At 38.0% G+C, this 19,940-nt stretch carries 15 protein-coding genes and 2 pseudogenes; 14 read left to right on the top strand and 3 right to left on the bottom strand.

Annotation, left to right across the window (positions count from 1 at the left end; genetic code table 11):
- Window positions 1–297: 297 nt before the first annotated feature.
- Entirely contained in the window at window positions 298–1,320 is a 1,023-nt protein-coding gene (locus ACQKFG_RS18905; RefSeq protein WP_427561722.1) for a YeiH family protein, read from the bottom strand.
- Window positions 1,321–1,457: 137 nt separating this feature from the next.
- Here ACQKFG_RS18905 and ACQKFG_RS18900 point away from each other — a divergent pair, with 137 nt between their 5' ends.
- The 6 genes from ACQKFG_RS18900 to ACQKFG_RS18875 all read left to right on the top strand — a co-directional run bounded on the left by ACQKFG_RS18900 (window position 1,458) and on the right by ACQKFG_RS18875 (window position 8,870).
- Window positions 1,458–2,354: a LysR family transcriptional regulator gene (locus ACQKFG_RS18900; protein WP_427561646.1), complete on the top strand. Its 897-nt coding sequence runs from the start codon at window positions 1,458–1,460 to the stop codon at window positions 2,352–2,354.
- A gap of 276 nt (window positions 2,355–2,630) precedes the next feature.
- The gene (locus ACQKFG_RS18895; protein ID WP_349730050.1) at window positions 2,631–4,151 is read left to right on the top strand and encodes a long-chain-fatty-acid--CoA ligase; all 1,521 of its coding nucleotides are present in this window, start codon (window positions 2,631–2,633) and stop codon (window positions 4,149–4,151) included.
- Between the two features lie 32 nt (window positions 4,152–4,183).
- A complete protein-coding gene (locus ACQKFG_RS18890) occupies window positions 4,184–5,239 on the top strand; it encodes a TauD/TfdA family dioxygenase (RefSeq protein ID WP_427561643.1) in 1,056 nt (351 codons plus the stop codon).
- Window positions 5,240–5,332: 93 nt separating this feature from the next.
- Window positions 5,333–6,625, top strand: coding sequence for an MFS transporter (locus ACQKFG_RS18885; RefSeq protein WP_427561640.1), 1,293 nt, complete (start codon window positions 5,333–5,335; stop codon window positions 6,623–6,625).
- 166 nt (window positions 6,626–6,791) lie between these two features.
- Complete coding sequence (locus ACQKFG_RS18880; RefSeq protein WP_427561637.1) at window positions 6,792–7,790, top strand: TauD/TfdA family dioxygenase; 999 nt, start codon at window positions 6,792–6,794, stop codon at window positions 7,788–7,790.
- 132 nt (window positions 7,791–7,922) lie between these two features.
- Complete coding sequence (locus tag ACQKFG_RS18875) at window positions 7,923–8,870, top strand: alpha/beta hydrolase (RefSeq protein WP_427561634.1); 948 nt, start codon at window positions 7,923–7,925, stop codon at window positions 8,868–8,870.
- 127 nt (window positions 8,871–8,997) lie between these two features.
- Here ACQKFG_RS18875 and ACQKFG_RS18870 read toward each other — a convergent pair whose 3' ends face one another.
- A complete protein-coding gene (locus ACQKFG_RS18870) occupies window positions 8,998–9,771 on the bottom strand; it encodes an SDR family NAD(P)-dependent oxidoreductase (protein ID WP_427561631.1) in 774 nt (257 codons plus the stop codon).
- 479 nt (window positions 9,772–10,250) lie between these two features.
- Here ACQKFG_RS18870 and ACQKFG_RS18865 point away from each other — a divergent pair, with 479 nt between their 5' ends.
- The 4 genes and pseudogenes from ACQKFG_RS18865 (at window position 10,251) to ACQKFG_RS18850 (ending at window position 14,644) form a co-directional block, all read left to right on the top strand.
- Window positions 10,251–11,306: a TauD/TfdA family dioxygenase gene (locus ACQKFG_RS18865; protein WP_427561628.1), complete on the top strand. Its 1,056-nt coding sequence runs from the start codon at window positions 10,251–10,253 to the stop codon at window positions 11,304–11,306.
- Window positions 11,307–11,382: 76 nt separating this feature from the next.
- A complete protein-coding gene (locus ACQKFG_RS18860) occupies window positions 11,383–12,711 on the top strand; it encodes an MFS transporter (RefSeq protein WP_427561625.1) in 1,329 nt (442 codons plus the stop codon).
- A 465-nt stretch (window positions 12,712–13,176) separates the two neighbouring features.
- Window positions 13,177–13,901 (top strand): annotated as a pseudogene (locus tag ACQKFG_RS18855) (CoA transferase subunit A).
- A 117-nt stretch (window positions 13,902–14,018) separates the two neighbouring features.
- Window positions 14,019–14,644, top strand: a pseudogene (locus ACQKFG_RS18850) (3-oxoacid CoA-transferase subunit B).
- A 102-nt stretch (window positions 14,645–14,746) separates the two neighbouring features.
- Here the strand turns inward: ACQKFG_RS18850 and ACQKFG_RS18845 are convergent.
- Entirely contained in the window at window positions 14,747–15,652 is a 906-nt protein-coding gene (locus ACQKFG_RS18845) for a LysR family transcriptional regulator (protein ID WP_427561622.1), read from the bottom strand.
- Between the two features lie 144 nt (window positions 15,653–15,796).
- On the opposite strand from ACQKFG_RS18845, the gene ACQKFG_RS18840 reads away from it, so the two are divergent.
- The 4 genes from ACQKFG_RS18840 (at window position 15,797) to ACQKFG_RS18825 (ending at window position 19,537) form a co-directional block, all read left to right on the top strand.
- Complete coding sequence (locus ACQKFG_RS18840; RefSeq protein WP_427561619.1) at window positions 15,797–16,585, top strand: SDR family NAD(P)-dependent oxidoreductase; 789 nt, start codon at window positions 15,797–15,799, stop codon at window positions 16,583–16,585.
- A 188-nt stretch (window positions 16,586–16,773) separates the two neighbouring features.
- Window positions 16,774–17,250 (top strand): 2,4'-dihydroxyacetophenone dioxygenase family protein, encoded by a 477-nt coding sequence (locus tag ACQKFG_RS18835; protein ID WP_053346037.1) that lies wholly within the window; start codon window positions 16,774–16,776, stop codon window positions 17,248–17,250.
- 224 nt (window positions 17,251–17,474) lie between these two features.
- Window positions 17,475–18,257: an SDR family NAD(P)-dependent oxidoreductase gene (locus tag ACQKFG_RS18830; protein ID WP_427561615.1), complete on the top strand. Its 783-nt coding sequence runs from the start codon at window positions 17,475–17,477 to the stop codon at window positions 18,255–18,257.
- A gap of 137 nt (window positions 18,258–18,394) precedes the next feature.
- Entirely contained in the window at window positions 18,395–19,537 is a 1,143-nt protein-coding gene (locus ACQKFG_RS18825; protein WP_427561612.1) for an acyl-CoA dehydrogenase, read from the top strand.
- The last annotated feature ends 403 nt before the right edge of the window (window positions 19,538–19,940 follow it).

Here is a 19,940-nt window from a genome sequence, read left to right as displayed (position 1 = left end):
AAATTTAAGATTATAAAAATATCATACTCATTTAATTACTGCGCCTACTTTTTCTTTTTTACTTCAAGAAATCATGGGAAAGTTTAATTCAATAAATAGTGAAATAACATTTGAATTTGAATTAGTTGAGCAAAACTCTAAAGATATTATTCAGAATTTCAATAAGGAAAAGTACGATTTTGCTATAATCCATGCATCTGTAATGAGTTAAAAAAAGTAAAAAATATTCGGTTTGAACATATTCATGACGGTCATATTTGTATTGCAGTGGGTAAAAAATCATCTTTTTATTCTTTGTTAAAGACAAATATAAGTTAGCAATGATAAAAGAAATGATGTAATAATAATGGCAATAAGTGGACGTATTGCTTTGGTACGTAGTTCTTTCAAGCTAATATTTAATCCTAATCCGGTCATTGACATTGTTAACATAAATGATGTGAAGCCTGCAATATCAGACATCACTTTTTGTGATACCAATACCTTATTACCAATGATATAGCTTCCCACAAAACTCATAACGATAAAGCCAATTAAAAACCATGGAAACTCGAATCTTGCCTCGCCTTCTATTTTTCCTTTCTTTTTCATCCAAAGCATGAGGATAAAGCAAACCGGAATTAATAGGAATACTCGTGTAAGTTTGGCAAGTAATGCGTGAGCAAGAGCATCCTGGCCTGCCGGGACAGCAGCTAAAGCAACATGGCCTATCTCGTGTAGGCTGATTCCAACCCAATTTCCGTAGTTCATAGGACCAATAGATAAAAAAGGATATATTAACGTATAGATTATTGAAAACACTGTGCCGACTAATGCGATGATGCCTACTCCCATAGCCGTATCTTCATCTTTTGCTTTTATAATTGGCGATACGGCCGCGATGGCAGCCGCACCACAAATACCTGTGCCGACACTTAATAATAAAGAAAGATTAAAATCTGCCTTCAGCCATTTTGCAATGATCATAAGAACAACAATTGAAAAAATGATCGTTATTGTCCCTCTTAGCAATAGAGGGAAACCCTGATGAAATATCACAATCATGTTAAGCTTTAATCCATAAAGTATGATGGCAAATCTCAATAGTTTTTTTGATGAAAATTGAATACCAGCACGTAATTTTTCTGGATATCCAAAAACCTGTCTATAAACCACAGCTAGTAAAATGGCACATGCAAGAGGTCCAATATGATTTAGACCTGGCAACGCTGCCAAAATAGAACCTAACACGGCTATGATCAATGTAAAACCAATTCCAGAAATCAAAGAAACATTTAGCTTTTTTGCCGTTTTTTTTTGCTTATTTGGACTGGGAGTTATTAACGCTTTTTGTTCCAATGTTTTTCAACCCCTTATTTGGATTATTTATAATTTATAGTACCTAATGATTTACAATAAGGAAAATAAATGATTATTATAGTTATAATAAGTAAATGCGATAGTAAGAAGGAGAACTTATGGATCAACTATTATCTGTATTTATATCTGTAGCTGATAAAAGAAACTTTTCCAGAGCAGCGGAAGAGCTTCATATGACTCAGCCTGCAGTCAGCCAGCAAATTCAACAATTGGAAAAACATGTAGGTGCAAAACTACTTCTGCGAACAAACAAATCTGTCCAGCTAACTAAAGCAGGAGAAATAGTCTATTTACATGCTAAAGAAATAACAGGTTTATATAAACGAATGTCAATGTTAGTGAATGAATTAAATAACGAGCCAACAGGACTATTAAAAATTGGTGCCAGCTACACCTTTGGAGAGTATGTATTACCACATATACTTGCAAGAATGAAAAACCTATTTCCTAATATCTTCCCTTCGGTACAGATTGGCAACACAAGGGATATTGCCAAAGCAATCACAAGTCATGAGATCGATGTAGGAATTGTAGAGGGGGAAATTTCTCTTCGAAATATATATATAAAATCCGTTTCCACCGACCAAATGTATATCGTGGCAGGGGGTAAATATCCAATTTATTTCAATAAGGAAGTTACACGAAGACAAGTAGAACAAGAGAATTGGATTGTCCGTGAAGAAGGTTCTGGTACAAGAGAGGCAACAGAAACATTATTTCAATCTTTACAAATACGTCCTACCAAGTTAATGGAGTTCGGCAGCACACAACTTATAAAAGAAGCAGTTGAAGCCGGGCTTGGCATTAGTTACTTATCTGAACTTACTGTAAAAAAAGAAAGAATGCTTGGTACCATTCAAGTATTAAATGTAAAAGGGACACCGATAAAAAGAAATTTTTCAGTTATAACAGAATCTGTGGAATTGCATACGAAATCTATGAACTTATTTATTGAGTTAATAGAAAAATATCTAAAGAACCAATTATTGCAATAGCTCTATTTTATAAATAAATCAAAAATATAAAAAAGACAAAGCTCTTTACTGGGGCTTTGTCTTTTTAATTAGAAGTAGATGAAGAGATCATCGAAGTAGCCCTTCTGTTATCCTGAAGTTCCTTTTTAATATTATTAATACTTATATACAAATTAAAATCTTTAATTTTATTTAATTATAATTTATGAGTATACTTTAAATGTAATAATATTTTAAATATTCAAAATAGTGGGTATTCAAAGCCTCCTATGTGAGAAAAGGGGTGGAATTCATTTAATGAGTTATAACTTAAACGAAAATCTAAAAAGAAGCGCAAGTAATTTCCCAGAAAGTATCGCTTATATCTATAAAGATAAAAGTGTTACTTATCAAGAACTAAATCAGAAGGTGGATCGATTGGCTGCTGGTCTGTATGTACAAGGAATCAGGAAAGGAGATGGAGTGGCTCTTATTTTAGGAAATAGCCCTGAATTTCTCATTGCGTACTACGGCATTTTACGGCTTGGTGCATTTGTTGTTCCGATCAATCCTTTGTATACCCAAGGGGAAATCAACTACTTATTAGACAATAGTCAAGCCAAAGCGGTCATAACTCATGTATCTGTAGAACCGAAGTTATCAGAAGTAAAAAAGCAATTGGAAAATCTGAAGCTTGTGGTTTATACCGAAGCCGAGGATCAGGAATCGACATGGGAGCATCTCATGGAAACAGGCACAAGCATTAATATTTATGGAAGCCCTTACATTGACGATGAAGATCTTGCAGTCATTCTATACACATCAGGAACAACCGGGAAACCAAAGGGTGCAATGTTAACGCATCGGAACTTGGTTTCAAATGCGGACTCCATTTCAAAATTATTAGAACTCGATGTTAAAGATCGTGTCGTAGCTGTTCTGCCAATGTTCCATGTATTCTGTATGACAATATGTCTGAATGCGCCAATTGCTTGTGGGGCAACAGTCCTGATCCAGCCTAAATTCAGCCCTTATGACGTGGTCAGCATCATTCGAGAAAAAAAGGCAACCGTGTTTGCTGGAGTACCTACGATGTACAGTTTTATTTATCAATTGCCTGAAGCGATTGCGGAGGATTGCCAATCTATTCGCATGTGTATCTCTGGAGGTGCCTCGATTCCGGCAGAGCTGCTGCATAAATTTGAAAACAAGTTTAATGTTTCTATCTTGGAAGGATATGGGCTTTCGGAAACTGCTCCTCTCGTCGCTATTAATCCTTTAAAAGGGACTCGCAAGCCAGGTTCTATAGGCTTGAATATTCCAGCTGTCCAAAGCAAAGTTGTAGATGAGTTCGGAAAAGAATTGCCGAGAGGAGAAGTCGGAGAATTAGTTGTTCAAGGGCCAAATGTTATGAAGGGATATTTGGGGATGCCAAAAGCTACTTCAGCTGCTTTTAATGACGGGTGGTTTTACACCGATGATCTCGCAACAATGGATGAAGAAGGATACATCTACATTGTTGACCGCAAGAAGGACATTATTATTGTTGGAGGCTACAATGTATATCCTCGTGAAGTGGAGGAAGTCCTGTATCAACATCCTGCTGTGGTAGAGGCGGCCGTAATCGGAGTTCCAGATGGGGAATACGGAGAAAGTGTTAAAGCTTTTGTTGTAGTTAAGGATGAGAGAATCACCATGAATGACATTATTCAATTCTGTCACGATAAGCTGGTGAAGTACAAGCTTCCTAAACGAGTAGAATTTTTTAAAGAGCTGCCTAAGAACTCAACAGGGAAGATTTTGCGCAGAGAGTTAAGAGAATTGTCTGAAGTGAAGTAAGAAATGAACAACTTATTAAAGGGGGATTAATTATGTCAACCATTTTAAAAGAAAAAGTTAAAGGGCAAGTAGCGTGGAAAGGCACTGACCTGGCTAAAGATGATTCATGGGTTTATTATTTGTCTGAAAAAACGATTGCCTCGCTTGAGGATGCTTTAGTTCATGTTAAACAAAAGGGTTTAAAAGCACCTGATTTTAACAAAGAGGATTTTCCGATTCCTGATATATATGAAGAAATCGTTTATTTTGTTGAAGAGCTGGAGAATGGGAGAGGGTTCCTATTAATTCGTGGATTACCTATTGAAAGATATACAGAAGAAGAAGCAAGCATCATTTACTGGGGTCTCGGTCTTCACATGGGTATTCCGGTATCGCAAAACGCAAATGGTGACCTCTTAGGGCACGTAAAAGATCAAGGTCTTAGCTTAGAAAATTCTAATGTACGTGGTTACCAAACGAAACTGCATCTTCCATTTCATGCTGATGGATCTGATGTTGTTGGCTTATTAAGCCTAAGAAAAGGGAAATCTGGAGGTCACAGCAGTATCATCAGTTCGATGACTGTTTACAATGAAATTCTGGAGAAGAACCCGGAATATCTAGGAGTTCTCTGTCGTCCGTTTTACTTTGATCGTCGTGGAGAGGAAGCGCCGGGAGAACCTCCAGTATTTACATCATCAATCTTTAATTATTATGATGGTAAATTGAGCTGTAGATATGTCCGTTTATTTATCGAATCAGCACAAGCAAAAACAGGCATACAATTGTCAAAAGTGGAAATTGAAGCATTAGACTTATTGGACTCCCTACTTCATGATGAGAATTTACATTATAACATGATGTTGGAAGAAGGTGATATGCAGTTCGTCAATAATTATACGATTCTTCACTCACGTACTCAATACGAAGACTATGAAGAGCCGGAACGCAAACGTCATCTTTTAAGATTGTGGCTCACGATGCCAAATGGTCGGGAAATTTCCCCGGAATTCGCGATGTTTATTGATGAGAATACGGGTAAACCAGGTCGCGGCGGCGTACCCAAACGTAAAACAACTTCTGGCGGTATTATAGAAACCCTGAAGTAATTTTTTATAATACGTATAGTAAGAACGAGTGGGAACACCTTTTCAGAGTTCAGAAAAAGGTGTTCCTTATATAGAAAACGTGGGGAGATTTACATGACAAGCACTCCAAAATATTCTTGGATTATCTTATTATTTCTAGTTCTAAGCGGGATGATCAACCAAGTGGATAAAATAATTATTGGGTTGGTTTCCGTTCCTTTAATGAAAGAGTTACATTTAAGTCCATCGCAATGGGGAATTGTAGGAAGTTCTTTCTTTTGGTTCTTTACCTTCTCCTCTATTATTTTTGGCGGCATGGCCGATTCAAAAAACACGAAAAAAATGTTAACTTGGATGTCGTTGATATGGTTGATAGTTCAATTTTTCACCCCTTTCGTTAGCAGTTTGTCTATGCTTTTGTTAACCAGAATGATTTTGGGAGCTGGTGAAGGTCCTGCCCCCGCTCTATCCACGGCAATCATGGGAAAATGGTTCCCGAAACATAGGCATGGCATCGGCTTTGGTGCGGTTCTATTAGGAACGACAGGGGGATCTGCGATCGCTTCACCATTATTAATCTCCTTGATTGATCATTATGGATGGAGATCTGCATTTATAGCGATGGGCATTCTGGGACTGATTGTGCTGGTTTTATGGATGATTTTCGGTAAAGAAAGTCCTCAAGAAATCGGCTGGCCGTCGATACAGCAAAAGGAGCAGCAATCATCCAGCCTCTCTAAAGTTTCTTGGAGTCAGTTTCTTCCGCATCTATTATCTAAGAACTTTATTCTGATCGTTTTGTGCGGGGGGTGTGCCTATTGGTTATTGTCCGTACAAGCGGTATGGCTTCCAGCCTATTTTACCAAAATTCAACATTTTAATGGTCAAACATTAAAATTTGCCGTGTCTTTACCTTTTCTTTTTGCAGCGTTTTTCCAATTAGGATTTGCCATTCTATCAGATCGGCTCTATCGTAAAACCAGAGATATTCGTAAAGCACGAATAAATCTTGCCGGTATAACGATGATGTTATCCGCTCTATGCTTATACCTAGCAAATACCGCGAATTCCACGGTGATGTCCATATTGTTCTTCACCCTTGCTCCGGGTTTCGCGTATGTCATTCTTTCACTCGCACCCGCAATATTGATGGAGTTTTTTTCTCCCCAGAATATTGGAAAGGCACAAGGGACGTTCATTGCACTTGCGAGCATTACAAGCGTTATTGCTCCACTCGTATTTGGCTATCTTATTCAAAATTCTGAGACTGAAGCTATCGGATACGGATACGCATATCAAGCCTCCTCTTTAGGGATGCTCATTATCGGATTATTGTTTTGGATCGGTGTGCATCCCGCAAAGGAAAGCCACACAATAATTGAAACAGATGAGAAAATGAGAATTTAAGAGATATAAACGTATATTGAAAGATTCTTAATAAGATTATATTGATCTAACTTAATAATAAGTTAAAAATAATAATTTCATTTTTAATAATAAGTATACCATATATAATAATTTCAAAATATTTAGTTAATTAAAACGATACAACAAATATAAAGGAGGAATATGTATGTCTGTTATTTTAAAGGAAAAAATTCAAGGGCGTTCAGCGTGGAAAGGTATCGAACTGGCAAAAGATAATTCATGGATTTACTATTTGTCTGAGACAACCCTTGCAGCTCTTGACAAGGCTGTATTACATGTTCAACAAAAAGGGGTAAAGGCACCCAATTTTAACAAGGAGGATTTCCCGATTCCTGATCTCGCTGATGAAATTGCTTATTTTGTTGAGGAGTTGGAGAATGGGAGAGGATTTCTATTGATTCGTGGATTACCAATGGATCAATATACTGACGATGAAGCTAGTATCATTTACTGGGGTCTTGGACTTCACTTGGGCCTACCGATCATCCAAGATAAAAAGGGCGACCTCTTAGGGCATATCAAAAACATGGGTAAAGACTTTAATGATAATACAGCAGTAAGAGGTTACCAAACGAATGTACGTCTTGACTATCACACAGATCTTGCTGATGTTGTCGGATTACTATGTCTTCGTAAAGCGAAATCTGGCGGTTTAAGCAGTATCGCTAGTGCGATGTCTATCTATAATGAAATTCTGGATAGTCACCCTGAATACCTTGAAATTCTCTATCGTCCATTCGCCCATGATCTTCGTGGGGAAGAAGCACCAGGTCAATCTCCAGTAGTTCCATCACCGATCTTTAGCTATTACGATGGTAAATTAAGCTGCAGATATATACGTCAATATGTCGAATCAGCACAAACGAAAACAGGTATCTCTTTGTCGAAAGAGGAAATCGAAGCATTTAATTTTATAGATTCCCTTACTGCTGATAAAAACTTTCATATTGATATGATGATGGAACCGGGTGATATGCAATTCGTTAATAATTATACGGTTTTTCATTCACGTACACTATTTGAAGATTTTGAAGAAGATGACCGTAAACGTCATTTATTAAGATTGTGGCTCATGATGCCAAATGGACGAAAAATTGCTCCAGGTTTCGAGTTTTATATAGGAGGAGCACCTGTAATTAGATAAAAACCGGTGGTAATAATAATCACCATTTTATGTTTTTATTTTGAAGTTAATCTGAGAGTTTCGTGACAGGAATAATGGTTTCGCATATAGACTGGGTAATTTAAAAATAACCTGAAGTGAGGAGAATGTTTTTTGGCAAATTTAGATCCGCAAGCAGAAAAATATTTACAAGCATCTAATCAGATGCCACCTATTCATACGATGGATCATAAGTCAGTAAGAGAGATGCTTTCTAAAGCACCGCGTCCTGCTGTAAAATTAGAACCGCTTTCAAAAGTTGAGGATTTCATGATTCCGGTAAGCCAGGATGAAACAATCAAATGCAGGGTATATATACCGGAAGGGCAAGGTCCTTTCCCTCTATTTATTTACTACCATGGTGGAGGATGGGTTCTAGGAGACATTGAATCAACGGATGCAAGCTGCCGAATGATAGCGAATCGAACGGAAAGTATTGTTGTATCCGTAAACTATCGTCTTTCTCCAGAGTATAAGTTTCCGACTCCAGTAGAAGACGCCTATTCCGCATTGCAATGGGTTTTTGAAAAAGGGACTTCATTTAACGGAGAGGTTTCTCGATTGGTAGTTGGAGGGGATAGCGTAGGTGGAAATCTAGCGACTGTAGTTACGATGATGGCGAGAAACAAAAAAGGTCCAAACATCACTGCACAGGTCTTAATCTATCCTGTGACAAATCTTGAGTTCAATACGGAATCCCATCGAAGCTTTGCAAAAGGATTTGGTCTTGATCGTGAACAGTTGATTTGGTTCCGTGATCATTATTTAAGGAATAATGAGGACAGGTGTAATGAGTATGCTTCCCCCTTGGTCGCTCAAGATTTAAGTGGTCTCCCGCCAGCAATTGTTATTACAGCGGAAAATGATGTACTTCGGGATGAAGGAATGGCCTATGCTGAACGTCTGAAAGATTTTGGTGTTCAAGTTGAATATGAATGTGAACCCGGGATGGTCCACGGATTTTTTGTACAAATGGCCATTTTCTCAAAGAACATAGAATTGACTGTTTCTAGAATCGAGAAGTTCTTGAATTCCTTAAAATATACAATAGGGATAGATTGAAAGAAAATGTTCTAAATTAAGCGAGCCTCAGAATTTAGTGAGGCTCGCTTTTTAAAATAACCTATTTAATTTTTAAATAGAAATTATTGATAAACAACGAAACAGTAACAATAGCAACCCTAGGCATTTAGTAATAAACGGTATTTCCAATTCCACCGGTTACCGAAATGACATCGCCAGTTATCGATGCCGCCAAAGGTGAGGCTAGGAAGGTAACGACATAAGCAATTTCCTCTGATGTAATCAAGCGGCCGAGGGCATTCATTGATGCTGCCTGGCGTATAGCTTCCTCATTAGTGACACGGCCTCTAAACGTTTCCGTATCGACAATCCCTGGATAAACAGCATTGACAGTAATTCCATGCTTTCCTAATTCTAATGATGCGGATTTTGTCATATGGACAACAGATGCATTACGAGGACCGGAACTAAAATAATTGCCGCCAATTCTAGCAGCCAGACCACTTATATTGATAATACGTCCCCAATTATTTTGGATCATATAAGGAGCAACAGCCCGGACACTACGAAAGTAGCCCATATATTTTTCTTCAAAATCTTTCAAGATAAGTTCATCTTTAATGCTGTTAAAATCCTCTGGTTCATGGCCTCCTACACGGGCCCCACTGTTGATTAAAATATCAATGCTTCCCATTTCTGCTGCTGATTTTTCAACTAAATTTAGGATAGAGTCAGGATCATTAGTATCTGCCGCGATTGGATAAATATTCCTTTTGGTTTCTTTGGCCAATTCGTCTGCTGCATTCTTTAGTGAAGATTCGTTTCTTGAACAAATCGTACAATCCACACCTTCCAAAGCCAACTGACGGGCAATAGCTTTGCCAATCCCCCTGCTTCCCCCAACGATAAGTGCTTTTTTTCCAGATAATTTTAAGTCCATAGTTCAACCTCCTGCTTCGAATTAACTTGGATTAGACTCTGCTTGAAAGTGATTTATTAGAATATTTAATCATGTCTATCTTTGATTCTACCTATAAATGATAATTATATAAAATTAAAGATTTTAAATTGCACTTAAGTTTTATTAATATAATGATATGTGTTGTAAAATTGCCATGTACAAGTGTGTTCTATTTTCCATTTATTAGTAAGGTTTATTTGCAAATTAAAAATTCTAATTTTATTTAACTGAAAATTATGAATATAATTAAAGGAATAACAATTATAACAGTCAGAAGTTATTTAAAGCGCTTCTATTGAAATAAAGGGGGGAACAAGGAACATCATTTATTAAGCAATAATTGTTTGTATAAGGGTTTGAAAGATAGTGGCAGTCGCTTTTAAAGTAGGAAAACAGCCCAAACTTTTTCATTAGGTACTATAGTTAAAATTGCAATAGAAAACGAAGGAGGATTCTCAGTGCCGTCTATTTTAAAGGGAAAAATTCAAGGACCAGTAGCTTGGAAAGGTATTGATTTAGCTAAAGATGATTCATGGATTTATTATTTGTCAGAGAAAACGATTGCAGAACTTGAAAGCGCTTTATTCTATGTAAAACAAAAAGGGTTAAAGGCACCTGATTTTAACAAGGAGGACTTTCCGATTCCGTATCTTTCTGACGAAATAGCTTACTTTATAGACGAGCTGGAGAATGGGAGAGGTTTTCTATTAATTCGTGGCTTACCAATTGAAAAGTATACAGATGATGAAGCAAGCATCATTTACTGGGGTCTCGGAGTCCACCTGGGCATCCCGGTAACGCAAAACGCAAAAGGTGATCTATTAGGACATGTTGTTGACCAAGGTCTCGACATTAATGATTCAAATGTACGTGGTTACCAAACGAATGCTCATCTTCCCTTTCACCCAGATGGATCTGACGTAGTCGGATTATTAAGTCTTCGAAAAGCTAAAACTGGCGGTTACAGTAGTATTGTAAGTTCCATCGCGGTTTATAATGAAATTCTGGATAGGTACCCAGAGTATCTTGGAATTCTCTATCTTCCATATTTCTTGGATCGTCGTGGTGAGGAAACACCAGGTGAATCTCCTGTTTATTCATCACCAGTCTTTAGTTATTACGAAGGTAAATTAAGCTGCAGATATAACCGCGGATATGTCGAATCAGCACAAGCGAAAACAGGTAGATATTTGTCAAAAGTTGAAACTGAAGCATATGACTTAATGGATTCCCTCTTATATGATGAAAACATGCATATTGATATGATGATGGAACCGGGTGATATGCAATTTGTTAATAATTATACTGTTCTTCATTCACGTACTGTATACGAAGACTATGAAGAACCCGAACGCAAACGTCATTTATTAAGATTGTGGCTCACGATGCCAAATGGGCGAGAAATTGCGCCAGACTTCGCGATGTTCATTGATGAGAAAACAGGTAAAGCGGGTCGCGGCGGTATTCCTGTACGTGAAAAAACTGCTGGAGGTATTGCAGAAAAAATGAGGTAATGGGTTTAATAAATATAAAGAGTTTAGACGAGGTTAAACACGGAAGAATTACCTTTAAAAACTTTTAAAACACCAAATGATTCATGTTAACGGAATAGAAGGGGAGATTATTAATTTGAAAACACCTAAATATTCTTGGATCATATTATTAATTCTTGTAGCTTCAGGCATGATCAACCAGGTTGATAAAGTTATCATTGGTTTGGTTTCTGTTCCTCTAATGAAAGAGTTACATTTAAGTCCTTCACAATGGGGAATTGTCGGCAGTTCGTTCTTTTGGTTCTTTACCTTTTCCTCTTTCATTCTAGGGGGAATGGCCGATTCAAGAAATACGAAAAAAATGTTTACTTGGATCTCGTTTGTATGGTTGATTGTTCAATTTACCACACCTTTTGTTTCCAGTCTGTCTCTGCTAGTAATGACAAGAATGGTCTTGGGAGCAGGAGAAGGTCCTGCCGTTGCTATATCAACTTCAATAATAGGAAAATGGTTCCCTAAACATAGACATGGTATAGGCTTTGGCGCTGTTCTCTTTGGAGCAACAATCGGGCCCGCGATTGCTTCGCCATTATTAATCTCCTTGATCAATGGATATGGATGGAGATCTGCTTTTATAGCAATGGGGATTGTTGGACTAATGGTGTTAGTTTTATGGGTGATTCTTGGAAAAGAAAGCCCAAAAGAAATCGGTTCGTATGCTTTTGATCAAGAAGATAAGCACTCAATAATTTCTTCTAATGTTTCTTGGCGACAGTTTCTTCCGTATCTCTTATCTAAAAATTTTATTTTTATCGTTTTGTGTGCAGGTTGTGCCTATTGGTTATTGTCCGTTCAAGCGGTATGGTTTCCTGCATATTTTACCGAAATTCAACATTTTGATGGAAAAATGTTGAAACTTGCAGTGTCTTTACCTTTTCTTTTTGCTGCCATTTGCCAAATTGTATTTGCCTTGTTATCGGATCGGCTTTATCGCAAAACAGGAGATATTCGTAAAGCACGAATAAATGTTGCAGGGATTACGATGGTGCTATCCGCTATTTGTTTATTTCTTGCAAATGCCTTTAATTCTAGTGCTATCTCCATTCTATTCTTCATCCTTTCACCGGGTTTTGCGATTGTTATTCTTTCACTCGCACCCGCCATATTAATGGAATTCTTTTCTCCCAAAAACATTGGAAAGGCTCAAGGGGCCTATGTTGCTCTATCAAGTTCAACAAGCATTATTGCTCCACTCATATTCGGGTATTTTATCCAGTATGCAGGAACTGAGGCAATTGGATATGGTTATGGCTTCCAAGTAACCTCTTTGGTTATGTTCGTAATCGGATTATTGTTTTGGACCATTGTCCGTCCCGCGAACCAAAGTCAAACAACGATAAAACCTGAGGAACAAGTTATTGTATAAAAATCATTAATAGGTGAATCAAGGAGGGAAATAAACGATGTGTAAAAATGAAAAGGCCGTTTCTGAGATGGACTGTTGTGTATTGTGTCATGAAGAATTAGCTATTGTGGAGCGAAATCGCAGTAAGTGCTGGAGTTGTCAGGATAAGATATCCGAGACTTACGCTGATGATCATATTGAAGTGGAGGATTAAGCAAATTGTTTCGTAACATGATTTGAACTGTAAAAGGGCCTTCTTTAATACGGAGGTCCTTATTTATTTTTATGCTAAGTTAAACGTAATTGTTGATTTTTCAAACTATGTTGATTGAAGCGGAAATCAACAGGCAAGTTTAACACAGCCTATATTTAAGATTATAGTTTGTTGTATATAAACATTACTTACTTACAGATTAAAAGTTTAATTTTATTTAATTAATACTTATGAGTATCGATAATAAAAAAATTCTAATAATTAAGTTAATAATGCAGGGAGTGAAAATATTGGCTGGGCAAGGAAAGTTAAACACAACATTTTATGAAGCGATTCAGGATATTCAAGATGGTGCAACCATCATTGTTGGTGGGTTTGGTCTGTCGGGAATTCCCGAGAATCTAATTCTAGCATTGCGTGAAAAGGGGACAAAAGACCTAACGATTGTCAGTAACAATTGTGGGGGGTGGATGATTGGGGACTGGGTTTACTGCTTGCCAATAAACAGATTAAGAAAATGGTGGCAAGCTATGTAGGTGAGAACAAGATCTTTGAAAAGCAATTTTTAAGTGGAGATTTGGAGGTAGAGCTTGTTCCCCAGGGTACACTGGCGGAAAGAATTCGGGCAGGAGTAGCTGGCATCCCTGGATTCTATACGCCGACTGGCGTGGGTACACCGATTGCAGAGGGCAAAGAGCACCGATTATATAATGGCAGAACGAATATTCTTGAAGAAGGAATTGTTGGGGATTTTGCCTTCGTCAAGGCATGGAAAGGTGAACCGTTAGGAAATCTTGTTTACCGGAAGACAGCGCGGAATTTTAATCCACTCGCAGCAACGGCAGGCAGGATTACGGTTGCCGAAGTGGAGCAAATGGTTGAAGTGGGTGCTCTTGGTCCGGATGAGATTCATACACCTGGGATCTATGTCCAAAGGATATTGGAAGGAAAAAATTATGTGAAAAGAATTGAACGCCGTACCGTCAAACCTACTTAACTTACCTTTAAAGGGTAACTTACCGCAAAAATTACAATGCAGTTTTTCAGGGGGATTAACAGTATGGATACCAGGACAAAAATCATTAAGCGTGCTGTTTAAGAGATTCACAATGGGATGAACGTGAATCTAGGAATTGGATGCCTACTTTACTTGCGAACGAAATACCGAAAGAAGTACATGTATTTTTGCCATCCGAAAATGGGTTGCTTGGCATCGGACCTTATCCAGTTGAAGGGATGGGAGATCCTGATCTTATTAACGCAGGGAAAGAAACGGTTACAGCGGAAATCGGTGGATCTTTCTTTGACAGTGCTGAGTCCTTTGCTATGATTCGTGGGGGACACATTGATCTGGCTATCTTGGGAGGCATGGAGGTTTCCGAACAAGGTGACTTGGCAAATTGGATGATCCCGGGAAAATTGGTCAAAGGGATGGGAGGTGCGATGAATCTTGTCCATGGTGCCAAAAGAATTGTGGTCATAATGGAGCACGCCAATAAGTACAATGAATCCAAGATCAAAAAAAGCTGTTCCCTTCCATTGACAGGTCAAAAGGTTGTAAATCGACTGATTACGGACTTGGCTGTATTTGATTTTACTTCCGAGGGAATGATTCTTGTGGAAACTCAAGAAGGTGTTTCACTAGATGAAGTGATAGAAAAGACGGAGGCTTCCATTACGATCAGCGCCAATTTGACATGTGGAAAAGGGGATCGCCAAAAGGCTTCTAGTACAAGGTAAAGAAATAACACTGCTAATTCCTGTTAGGGTAGAGATAGATTTGTAATAAGAGAAGCTTTTTCGCCCACCTTGAGACGAAGAACCTTCTCTTTTTTTTCTTTTTTAATTCTTAATAATTTCTGATTTTAAATAATGAATATATTTGTTGGCAAAAGTGGACAAATGTTTATTCTCTGATCGAACTAATCCTAAAGAAATATTTACAGTCGGATGATACACCAAATCAATTGGAACGATATCGCCATTAATGATAAGGGGATAGTTTTTCATTACGAAATCAGGAGCAAATGTAATTGCCAAATTTTCATTGATGGCTTGGAGAACTCCATCCATATTATTTGAAGTAAATAAGATTTTCAAGGGCTTATATTTATGAAAGAAATCTTGTACAAAATACTCCATAAATTCACCCTTATATGTAACGAGAGTTTGATCAAGTATATCATGTGGAGTTATAGTACCAAGAATGGCTAAGGGAGAATGCTTAGAAACATATACTTTCTGCTTTCCTTCGATTAATGCTTCAAAAGCTATTCCTTCCATGTTTATGTTCAAATAACTTGAATACGTAATCAGTCCAATGTCAGTCTTATGCTGTCGAACATCTCCAATTACAGCAGATCCACTTTTATCGGCAACCTCCAAATTTACGTGCGGATAATCATGTCTAAACGATGCTATCGCTTTTACCAGGAACGTCATCAATCCGGGTAATGACGATATTTTTAGTTCCCCCACTTCCGTGGAATTCAATAAGTTAGCAGTCACTTTTATTTCCTCAAGTTTTTTTTGTACTTCATAGGCGAGTTTCAGAATGATTCTTCCTTCATCGGTTGGGATAGCGCCCTGTCCCCGTGACCGCTTAAGAATTTTAATCCCCAGCTCCTTTTCCAAGTTGGTTATGGACTGGCTGATGTTGGATTGAGTCACATGTAGATTCTGTGCTGCTATAGACAGAGAACTGTATTTTGCGACTTCTACGATATATAGTAATTGTTCAATATTCATGACTGTTCTCCTTCTTTTAATATTAGTAATACTTACTTACAGATTAAAATCTTTAATTTTATTTAATTATAATTTATTAGTATAATCAATATCAATAATATTTTAAAATCTTTGAATATTCTAAAAAACAGGAGGGGAAGTAGAATGTCATTGAACCAATTGTTTGATTTAAATGGTAAGACAGCAATCGTTACCGGAGGCGGCAGCGGGTTAGGGCGTGTAATGGCACTGGCGTTGGCAGAAGCCGGAGCAAACGTTGTTGTATGTTCACGGCGTTTAGAGGTTTGCGAAGCAGTTGTAAAAGAAATCGAGGCGTTAGGAAGACAGGCACTTGCTCTATCATTGGATGTCACAGATCTGGAATCTGTCGTTCAAGGTGTTGAGAAAGCGGTTTCTCATTTTGGGGAAATCAAAATTTTAGTCAACGGCAGCGGAACAGTTTTTGAGTCTCCTGCTACGGATATGCCTTTAGAACAATGGCAAGCTATGCTGGATACAAATGTGACAGGAACATTCTTGATGTGTCAGGCAGTTGGTAAACATATGATTAATAACGAATACGGTAAAATCATTAACATTTCTTCTAGTATCGGCTTTAAAGGTGTTGAGCCGGAAGCTGTAGATTCTGTCGGATATACAACTAGTAAGGGTGCAGTCATGACTTTAACGAAGGATCTGGCAGTTAAGTGGGGACGACATGGAGTGTATGTAAATTCAATTGCTCCTGGAGTTTTCACTACAGGAATGAATAACCCAGAAATACCGGGAACACTTGTACACAAAGCAGGCCCTTTCATTGCCTCACAAGTTCCAGTTAGAAGATTAGGCAGTGACAATGATTTGGTAGGTGCACTCCTTTACTTTGCTTCAGCAGCATCTGATTATTGTACTGGACAAATTTTGACTCTTGATGGTGGACTTGGGGCTAAGTAAATTTCATCCAAATAACGTGGTTGCGTAAATTAATCATACTAAATTGCAATTAAAAAATATCAATTTTACCTAACTGAAAATTAAGAATATACTGAAATTAATAAATTCGAACTAGTTAATTTGCTTGCTTATGAAAGCGATAACAATATTCGAATTTAATAAATATTTATTGGAAGAGGGGATTTTAAGTGAGTGATTTAAAAGATGTAAAAGAAGTAGAAGTATTTCATGCTGGTAATGTTAGTGTAGATGAATTGCCTTGGATTCCATATTTTGGAGATGCGAAATTTAAATTGCTTAAAGCCAACCCTGTGACAGGACAGACGGTTACGTTATTAAGTGTTCCTGCGAAAATGCAGCTTCCGGCCCATTTCCATCCTGGAACAGTCATTGTATATACCGTCCAAGGGACTTGGAGATATCTCGAGGAGCCTTGGATCTCCAAACCTGGTGACATGGTTTATGAGCCTGCAGGCTCCAAACATACGCCGACAGCTGTAGGGGATGAAGATGTTATCACCTTCAATATTGTAGAAGGAACATTAGATTATATAGGTGAAGAAGGAGAAATTCTTGCCAGAGACAATTGGGAAACATTCCTGAAAAGATACTATGAACATTGCGCGGCTGAAGGAATTGAACCTATTGATGTGACTAAATTCTGATTGTTAGATTCATAAAAAAGGAGAAGCCCGGCGTCCACATGACGAAGAGGCTTCTCTTTTTTCTGGGCTTTTTCATTTTTAATATTAGTAGTAATAATTTATATATTAATATTTTTAATTTTATTTAATTAAAACTTATAAGTATAATCATTAACATAATAATATTTTTAAAATTTTTAATATTCAAATTTAACAGATAATAATGCTGGGAGGAATTATGATAAATGACAGCAGAGACGGTTTTGATTACTGGTGCTACAAAAGGGATCGGATATGAATTCACAAAAGTTTTTGCAGAGCATTGTTATAACTTGGTATTAGTTGCCAGAGACTCGGCTTTGTTGGAACAACAAGCCGAGAGTTTAAAAAAGGAATATGGCGTGCAAGTGAATACTTTTGCCGGCGATTTGAGCAGCCATACAACGGTAGAGAGCTTGCATCGATACTTGAAAAGCGAAGGAATAGACATCGATATTTTGATTAACAATGCTGGATCTGGCGGATTAGGGTTGATGACCGAATTGGATATTCAAAAAGAAATGGAATACCTGCAACTCAACATGATCTCGCTCACGTATTTAACTAGACTTATTGCGGATGACATGGTGAAACGAAAGCAAGGTAAAATTTTAAACGTGGCTTCAACAGCAGCCTTTCAGCCAACTCCACGGATGTCGATGTATGGGGCCAGCAAATCTTACGTCTTATTCTTTACGGAAGCAATTGCGGAAGAACTTAAAGGAACCGGAGTTCAAGCTTCTGTATTATGTCCCCCTTCTACCAAAACGCCGCTCACGCAAGGGTTGGCTTCAACAAGAACAAAAATTTTCATTAAGAACTTAATAGAACCGCAAGCTGTTGCCAAGTGCGGATTTGAAGGGTTAATGAAGAATAAAACTGTGATCATTCCAGGCTTTAAAAATAAACTCATGGCTAAATCTGTGGGATTGCTGCCAAGGAAATGGGTAACCATCTATACCCGGAAGATTATCGAACAAAAAGTGTAAATAGCATTAAGGTCCTATCCTTGGAAGAGTTGGAGTTTTTAAAAGTATTATCTTTATAGATTTACGATCATATAGCTTACATAGTTTTTCAGATAATATCTTGTTTGGAATAACAAAATCAAAAAAGGGGACTAATGATGAATTTTTTATTATCTAAGGAACATCAAATGATGCAAAAAATGGTGCGAGAGTTTGCTCTAAATGAATGTGAACCTACTGCGGCTCAACGTGATGAAGAGGAATACTTTGATATCAAGATTTGGCACAAGATGGCGGAACTTGGTTTATGCGGCATTCCTTGGCCAGAAGAGTACGGAGGTGCAGGTGCCGATTACTTGAGTTATGTGATCGTGGTGGAGGAATTGTCTCGGGTGGACGCTTCAATTGGGACCACACTTTCCGCACATACATCGTTAGCCGGATGGCCGATTTACAAGTTTGGAACGGAACATCAAAAGCAAAAATATTTGCGGGCCATGGCGGAAGGAAAAAACATGGGTGCGTATTGCTTGACGGAATCTGGATCCGGATCTGATGCCAGTGGAATGAGAACAACAGCCGTTCTAGACGGAGATGAATGGGTTTTGAACGGATCGAAGATTTTTATCACCAACGGAGGCTATGCCGACACTTATATCGTTTTCGCACAGACCAACTCGGCACTAAAGCATAAAGGCATTTCTGCGTTTATTGTGGAAAAGGGCTTCCCAGGTTTCTCTGTAGGAAAGAAGGAAAAAAAGATGGGAATTCGCTCATCCGCCACGACAGAGATCATTTTTGAGGACTGCCGCGTTCCAAAGGACAATCTTTTGGGGCAAGTGGGTGAAGGGTTCCAGATTGCCATGAAGACTCTCGACGGCGGTCGGAACGGAATCGCTTCCCAAGCTGTTGGAATCGCTCAAGGAGCATTTGATAATGCTGTAACATTTGCAAAGGATCGCGTCCAATTTGGCAAACCGATTAGCTCACTTCAAGCTATTCAATTCAAATTAGCCGATATGGCCACAAAAATCCAAGCTGCCCGTTTATTGACGTATCAGGCAGCATGGTGTGAGGATCAAGGAATTCCTTACGGACTTCAATCTGCAATGTCCAAACTATTTGCTGGAGACACCGCCATGGAAGTAGCGGTGGAGGCTGTTCAAGTATTTGGCGGATATGGCTACACAAGGGAATACCCGGTAGAACGTTATATGAGAGATGCTAAAATCACCCAAATCTATGAAGGGACGCAAGAGATTCAGCGTCTTGTAATTGCCGGAAATCTGCTTAAAGCATAGAAAAAACTCTATATTGACGAAAACAGGAATGTAATCTATTAAATAGAAGAAAAACATCTAAATACGACAAATGAAAAAAAACTAGCGTAAATTGAGATGGTATAGAAGGGAGAGAGCGATAGCATAGGGATTGATGCTTAGCGCAACTTAAAATGGATAAAAATAAAGGTTGAATGTTCCCCTACTATTTTGGAGTATGTGTCCGTACTTGATATACAAGCCTATCTGTTTGCTTGCAGTAATAACAATACTTAGAAATAGAAAGCGCAGGAACGACTTATTCCATATATCAAGACGAAGAACCCCGAATTCCATTTGAAAAATAGAGAAAGCCAAAAAATAACTGAAATAAAAGAAAGCCTACTTCCTTAAATAGCAAGGATCGTAGGCTTTCTTTATTCTT

Origin of the sequence: Peribacillus sp. NPDC076916 (genome assembly GCF_050269675.1) — a bacterium.
Classification (GTDB): Bacteria; Bacillota; Bacilli; order Bacillales; family DSM-1321; genus Peribacillus; species Peribacillus aracenensis.
The sequence above is the reverse complement of the archived record's forward strand: the minus strand, read 5'-3'. Positions and strand labels throughout refer to the sequence as shown.